10 protein-coding genes and 1 pseudogene are annotated in these 5,982 nt (G+C 41.0%); all 11 read right to left on the reverse strand.

The window, feature by feature from the left end; all coding sequences use genetic code 11:
• A partial coding sequence (gene era / locus Q0191_RS04335) for a GTPase Era (RefSeq protein WP_297664155.1) occupies positions 1–877 on the reverse strand: 877 nt, incomplete at its 3' end.
• A 15-nt stretch (positions 878–892) separates the two neighbouring features.
• Positions 893–1,297 carry a diacylglycerol kinase family protein gene (locus Q0191_RS04340; protein ID WP_297664156.1) on the reverse strand — a complete coding sequence of 135 codons (405 nt, stop codon included), beginning with the start codon at positions 1,295–1,297 and terminating at the stop codon, positions 893–895.
• Entirely contained in the window at positions 1,278–1,775 is a 498-nt protein-coding gene (gene ybeY, locus Q0191_RS04345) for an rRNA maturation RNase YbeY (RefSeq protein ID WP_297664158.1), read from the reverse strand. The genes Q0191_RS04340 and ybeY overlap by 20 nt, the downstream gene beginning before the upstream one ends.
• A 478-nt stretch (positions 1,776–2,253) precedes the next feature.
• Positions 2,254–2,607: a hypothetical protein gene (locus Q0191_RS04350; RefSeq protein ID WP_297664159.1), complete on the reverse strand. Its 354-nt coding sequence runs from the start codon at positions 2,605–2,607 to the stop codon at positions 2,254–2,256.
• Between the two features lie 172 nt (positions 2,608–2,779).
• Positions 2,780–3,253 (reverse strand): hypothetical protein, encoded by a 474-nt coding sequence (locus tag Q0191_RS04355; protein ID WP_297664161.1) that lies wholly within the window; start codon positions 3,251–3,253, stop codon positions 2,780–2,782.
• A 2-nt stretch (positions 3,254–3,255) separates the two neighbouring features.
• Positions 3,256–3,570, reverse strand: coding sequence for a hypothetical protein (locus tag Q0191_RS04360; RefSeq protein WP_297664162.1), 315 nt, complete (start codon positions 3,568–3,570; stop codon positions 3,256–3,258).
• Between the two features lie 16 nt (positions 3,571–3,586).
• Positions 3,587–3,874: a hypothetical protein gene (locus tag Q0191_RS04365; RefSeq protein ID WP_297664164.1), complete on the reverse strand. Its 288-nt coding sequence runs from the start codon at positions 3,872–3,874 to the stop codon at positions 3,587–3,589.
• A 14-nt stretch (positions 3,875–3,888) separates the two neighbouring features.
• Positions 3,889–4,233, reverse strand: a complete 345-nt coding sequence (locus Q0191_RS04370) for a hypothetical protein (RefSeq protein ID WP_297664165.1) — start codon at positions 4,231–4,233, stop codon at positions 3,889–3,891.
• A gap of 210 nt (positions 4,234–4,443) precedes the next feature.
• Positions 4,444–5,184 (reverse strand): annotated as a pseudogene (locus tag Q0191_RS04375) (SH3 domain-containing protein); the annotation flags it as partial.
• Between the two features lie 13 nt (positions 5,185–5,197).
• Positions 5,198–5,566, reverse strand: a complete 369-nt coding sequence (locus tag Q0191_RS04380; protein WP_297664167.1) for a hypothetical protein — start codon at positions 5,564–5,566, stop codon at positions 5,198–5,200.
• A 93-nt stretch (positions 5,567–5,659) separates the two neighbouring features.
• Positions 5,660–5,887, reverse strand: a complete 228-nt coding sequence (locus Q0191_RS04385; protein WP_297664169.1) for a phage holin — start codon at positions 5,885–5,887, stop codon at positions 5,660–5,662.
• Positions 5,888–5,982 lie beyond the last annotated feature (95 nt).

Here is a 5,982-nt window from a genome sequence, read left to right on the forward strand (position 1 = left end):
CAAAGTCCGCCAAGTCCAGCTTCTTGTCCCGCCAGTTTTTCTTGACCTTGACCCATGTTTCGAGGAAGACCTTGTCTCCCAGCATGAGCTCGATATCGCGGCGAGCCATAGAACCGATTTTCTTGAGCATGGAGCCACCTTTACCGATGATAATGCCTTTTTGGCTGTCACGCTCGACCATGATGGTCGCTCGGATATGGACCTTGTCCGTCTCCTCGTCTCGCTTCATGCTGTCAACAACCACCGCAACTGAGTGTGGAATTTCTTCACGAGTCAGGTGGAGAACCTTTTCGCGAATCATTTCTGAAACCAAGAAACGTTCTGGATGGTCGGTAATCTGGTCTTCTGGGAAATATTGGAAACCTTCCTCCAAATTTTCACTAAGGATATCAACCAGACGGGAAACATTGTTGCCCTGCAGAGCTGAAATTGGCACGATTTCTTTGAAATCCATCTGCTGACGGAAATCATCAATTTGCGCCAAGAGTTGATCCGGATGGACTTTATCAATCTTATTGACCACCAAAATAACTGGCACCTTAGCCGCTTTCAGGCGCTCGATAATCATGTCATCGCCCTTGCCACGCGGCTCATCAGCCGGCACCATGAAGAGAACAGTGTCTACCTCTCGCAGGGTACTGTAAGCTGCTTCGACCATGAAATCACCCAGAGCCGTCTTAGGCTTATGGATTCCCGGCGTGTCGATAAAGACAATCTGCTCCTTATCCGTTGTATAAATGCCCATAATCTTGTTGCGGGTCGTCTGAGCCTTGTCACTCATGATGGCAATTTTTTGCCCCATGACATGATTCAAAAAAGTTGATTTGCCGACATTTGGTCGACCTAAAATGGCTACAAAGCCTGATTTAAAAGTCATTCTTCTATTCCTTCTCTAAAAAATAATATCCCACAGTTTTGGCAGAAAGATAATCAAACCTGTAATAACTGCAAAACCAGAAACCACCAAAACTGCACCAGCTGCCATATCCTTGGCATTCTTAGCCCGCATAGAAAAGTGATAATCACTAGCCAGATCCACCACATTTTCAACGGCTGAATTCATGATTTCAAAAGCGATTACCAAAAAAATACTTAGCAGCAATAAGAGCCACTCAGTCGCTGAAATCCGAAAAATCAAACCTGCAATGATGGCAGCTACAGCTGAAAGAACATGGCTCCGCATATTCTTTTCTTCCTTAAAAGCTGTGAAAATCCCCGTCAGAGCGAACTCCAAACTCGATATGACGTCTCGATTTTTCCATTTGCGCTTGTTTTTTTTATTGTCTTGTAAGTCCATAAGCTGTCAAAATTTCTTCCTGTAAGCCAAACATTTCTGCTTCTTCTTCCGGCGTATAATGATCATAGCCGTTGATATGCAGAAAACCATGCACCGCCAAAAAGCCCATCTCCCGTTCAAAGCTGTGGCCGTATTCTTCCGCCTGCTCCCGCGCCTTGTCCACCGAAATGAAGAGCTCGCCGATATAAGCATCAAAATCCTCCAGCATCTCAGCCAGCTCAGGATTGTCCGTCAAATCTTCCTCGTCAAAGGCAATATCTAGCTCCGGCTTGTATTCCAGACTGATGACATCCGTCGGCCGATCCGTGTCTCGATATTCCAAATTGAGCTCATGGCTGCGCTCATTGGTCACAAAGGTCACAGCCATTTCCTTATTTTCTTTGCCTGTTTTCTGAGCCGCAAACTCCAAGATTTCCTGAGTCTGCTTGATGATTTCTTGAGAAACCTGACCGGTTTCATCCACCATTTCGATATACATATTTTACCTGCCTTGCTAATATTACTTTTATTATACCATATTTGGGCGCCTATGAGGGCGCAAGCGTACATTTTGAACTAGGAGAAATCCTAATTTAAAACCAAAAAAGGCTGAGAAAATCTCAACCTTTCCATCGAGTGCTAATTGCCGGCAAATCCGCCATATTAAAATGATTAAAAATAGCCTAAAAAGTTTATTACCACGCTAATTCTTAGCTATGCGATTTATATTCTTTGATTTAATTTTATAAACTTTTTGGGCGGATTTTGGGTTTCGTTTACACAATTATCAAGCGCAAATCCAGCACACAAACCTTGATACTATCAATTTTATCAAAGTCAGCAAAATGCTTTCGCGCGAAAATCAAGCGAAATCAGACCGACATCGCTGCCAGTCTGTCAAGTCTGTCAGAGCAGAAAATCTCGAAATTTTCTGTTCCCAAAGACAAGGGGGGATTCCCCCTTTTTTTGTAGTCAATTTATTCAACAGGTTTGCTAAACACTTCTTCTTCAGCGTCATCCTCAAATAATTCATCATATAGATCGCCGAATCCTAATTCTTTTCGTTCTTGGCGGACACGTTCTGCATCTTCTTCTGTTCGTACCAGAAGGTATGCAATTGTGTCGTTGTCGCGTTCTGTAAGTTTTTTGATTTTTTCTTTAAGCTGTTTGATTTCTTTGTCGATATCTTCTTGACTGACAGCCTCTGCTGCTACTGGACCAGTGTATTCTCCATCTTCATTCATTTTTAGCATATCAGTAAAAATTCTGATTTGTTTTTCAACTTCTTGTTCGCTGACTTCGTAAACTTTGTTGTATTTAGTGACTTTCATTTTGTTTTACCTTGAGAGCTTTTTGCTCTCCCTTTCTTTATCTTGATTATATTATAACACGCATTGCGTATATTGTCAACACTTTTTATAAAATTTTTTTAAATTTTTTTTAAAAATTTGCAAATAAAAAAAGACCAAATACAGACAAACTGATCTGGTCTTTATCGCATCGCTATTCGTTTCTAGGGACGTATTTAGCTACTAACTCTTGTCTATACTCGTATGCTTTTTGTGGTGTATCAAACCCTCCTTTGCTATAACGTTTGCCTCCTACAGTCAGATAAGCGCTATATCTAGCCTCGCCGCTAGCTAAGTAATATTTTTGTACTCCTTTGTAACCAGTAGTGTTGTTTTTTTGCATTTTGTCATTGATTAAAAACGTAGCTACACCTTCGACACGCTTGTCATTATATGCTTTATGTGCTTTTTCGGCAAGCCTTTCCCTTATTGCGATATCTTTAGCAGATTCTACAGCTAAACACCCGCAAGACTTCGTTATACCGCCGGTCAAAGCACTGCCTCGTATCTCAACAAAGTTGCCACACTCGCACTGACACAACCAGCGAGACTCTCTTTTTGTATTTGGGATCTCTTTTAAAACAGTAAGTCTGCCAAATGTTTTATTTATTAAATTTAATTTTTTCATTTTTATAAACCGCTTGAAAATTGTGCAAAATCAATCAATAATTTGACGTATTCCGGCGCACTCCGATTCCCCAAATCCCAGTCTTGTAGAGTTCGGACAGGGATCCCATATCGTCTGCTAAATTCCGCTCTTGAGACCTGTCGAGTATCTTTAAGCGGATTGTTTGCCAGATGGTAAATGCGACTTAGCAGATCAGCTACTTCGTCTGGAGTATATCCCTCCATCCAGTCCTGCCATCCTCGCTCTGCGACGTAGAGTTCCAACGAGGCGATTTCTAGCGCCTCGTCGTATAACTCTTTAAATAATTCAAATTTCATTTTCTCCTCCAAAATCCTATCTATTCATCATTTTATAAATGTAAGAGTCGCTCATTTCGATGTCAAACTCGCCATTGTCAAGTAGAGTCAGGGTATCTGCGTCTTTTAACGCCTCTTTTATCCATCGAGCGCTTCGTATTTCTTTTAAATGTTCCGTCGCCTCCTCTTCATCATCAAATATATACCTATCTCTAAAATCATATTGCTCTTTGTTTAGCCAGGCTTCTGCTGATTCAAGATTGGGGAATTTTACGACTTGGATAGACCACCCAAAGTCATTCTTTTGACTTACTCCAACTAACATTTTGTATTCCTCCTTTATTTTTTGATGTATTCGTGCATACCGTATCCGTCGTAATAATGTTTTTTACCATTGTAACAATAGTTAGTATGATATTCAATGATTGTTCCTGCATCTGTTACATAATTGTAGATAAAGTAAGCTTCAGTCTTTTTCGCTTGATGGTTCAAAAACATCAGTTCTTCTTTTGTGTATTCTTCTTTGCTTTTTGCATACTCATCAAACTTTTCTGTTTCAAATTTTGCTTGGACACTTTCGTATTTTGCAAAGTCTGCGTATGGGCTCAAAATTTTCCCATCCATTTCTTCGATAATTTTTGAAGCGTATGCAATTTGTTTTGGCGTTCCTGTTAATGTTCTCATTTTTATTTCCCGCTTTCTTTTTTTGTTTTATCTTTATCTTGATTATATTATAACACGCATTGCGTATATTGTCAACACTTTTTATAAAATTTTTTTGATTTTTTTAAAAAATTTTTGACAAACAAAAAAGCCCCAGCCTTTTGGCCGGGGTAGATTAAAATTTAAGAAAATATATTTTTTATTTATCGCAGTTTCCGCTGCGTTATTGTTTTAGCTCAAATCACCCCAAAGAGTGATGCGATTTCCTGTATCGTCTGTTTGGCCAATGGCCATATAATTACGATTGCCAGATTGGCCAATGTAAGAGATCCAGCGATAACCATTAGCTGAGCCTTTACTGTCATAATTAACAGAATCCCCGGCTTCGTAAACATGCACGATTTCACTGTTAAGATTTGGTGCACGGCGTACATTGATAGCTGATGTTCCAATTGTGAATGTACCGATTTCAGGTGTAAGCTCAATTTCTTCTGATGTTGGAGTTATGTCAGCTGGAGTTACTGGCGCTGGACCGTAGCTATAAGGTGGATAAAACCAGCCAATCACATCCTCAAAACCTCGATTATTGTATCGAGCTGGCCCTCCAACGATTAAAGCATCAGCATTGCCGTCAATGTTTTGCTCGACAGTTCGCATAGTAATGCCGTCCGAGTCTTCAATGACGATACCACAATGGCCATAATTAACACCACCAAACCAAGCATTCATGTTGAAAAACGCTCCAGCTCGTGGGTTTTCGTCAGTTGGCATGCGGTGTACTTCCCAGCCAGCAGCTTCTGCGGAATCTAGCAAATCGGCGGCATTGCCCAACAAGTCCACGCCGAAAAAGTGTTTTGATGGATAGGTTAGCAAATCAGCGCATTGAGTGCCTGCGAATCCATCTTTATCAACACCCATACCAGAGTTTGCTAGGTCAATCGTAAATTGTACAAGTTCATTTGCTGTTGTCATAATTATTTTCCCCCTATTTATCAAACTGGCTCGCGCCGATGATATAAGTTACCTCTCCAACAATATCAAGCGGTGTAGGCAATTGGCGCACATTGCTAGCATTGACCAGCACACGACCGTCTGGCATCAAGACGAAGTCAATCGCAGCTTGTGGTTGGATTTTCCCTTGAGAAATCACCTTAGCTGTGAATGTTACGGGATGCGCAGGCTTAAATCCTTCTGCAATCCTTTCGTTTAATGTATATTGTCCGTTATCCCAGCGTTGTGTCGCTGGTGTAGAGATGTGAGCTCGCACTTGCGCTTCTTCATTTCGAGCTAGATAGAGTTTTGACCCAAAGCCAAAGCGGAAATTTCCTTCTGCATATTCAGTTACTTTTGCCATAATTATTTTCCTTTCATTTTTTCAAAGGCTGCGAGCCAAAAATAGCCCGCAGCAAAAGCAAACAGAGCAAGCTTCAGAGCCTGCTCTATTATGTTATTTCTTAGGCTCATCATAGCCTAAAGCTCGCTGACTGTCACCTAGCCCAGCAGTCGTTGGGTCTGTGACCACACCCAGAATAACCAAGATTAAGACGAATGTATTGACTCCTGACTGGATATTGCTAGGCACGTCTAACCCGAATTGTTGCAACATGAGAAAGACAGCAGCAATTAAGGCTGTGAGTGTAGCCTTGTTTTTAAAACGTAATTTAAGGTTGATCATTATTTTTCCTCCTTGATTGGTAGTTTTGAAAATTTATCAAACAAAAGCTTGATGGCACCATTGCCGCCAAGCTCAACATAGCTCTCGTAAAGACG

Origin of the sequence: uncultured Streptococcus sp., assembly GCF_938036805.1 — a bacterium.
Lineage (GTDB): Bacteria > Bacillota > Bacilli > Lactobacillales > Streptococcaceae > Streptococcus.

What these genes read in the sequence shown, in the direction of transcription:
- Q0191_RS04340 (WP_297664156.1), bottom strand. Translation starts at nt 1,297, where the DNA reads ATGGACTTACAAGACAATAAAAAAAACAAGCGCAAATGGAAAAATCGA.
- ybeY (WP_297664158.1), bottom strand. Translation starts at nt 1,775, where the DNA reads ATGTATATCGAAATGGTGGATGAAACCGGTCAGGTTTCTCAAGAAATC.
- Q0191_RS04350 (WP_297664159.1), bottom strand. Translation starts at nt 2,607, where the DNA reads ATGAAAGTCACTAAATACAACAAAGTTTACGAAGTCAGCGAACAAGAA.
- Q0191_RS04355 (WP_297664161.1), bottom strand. Translation starts at nt 3,253, where the DNA reads ATGAAAAAATTAAATTTAATAAATAAAACATTTGGCAGACTTACTGTT.
- Q0191_RS04360 (WP_297664162.1), bottom strand. Translation starts at nt 3,570, where the DNA reads ATGAAATTTGAATTATTTAAAGAGTTATACGACGAGGCGCTAGAAATC.
- Q0191_RS04365 (WP_297664164.1), bottom strand. Translation starts at nt 3,874, where the DNA reads ATGTTAGTTGGAGTAAGTCAAAAGAATGACTTTGGGTGGTCTATCCAA.
- Q0191_RS04370 (WP_297664165.1), bottom strand. Translation starts at nt 4,233, where the DNA reads ATGAGAACATTAACAGGAACGCCAAAACAAATTGCATACGCTTCAAAA.
- Q0191_RS04380 (WP_297664167.1), bottom strand. Translation starts at nt 5,566, where the DNA reads ATGGCAAAAGTAACTGAATATGCAGAAGGAAATTTCCGCTTTGGCTTT.
- Q0191_RS04385 (WP_297664169.1), bottom strand. Translation starts at nt 5,887, where the DNA reads ATGATCAACCTTAAATTACGTTTTAAAAACAAGGCTACACTCACAGCC.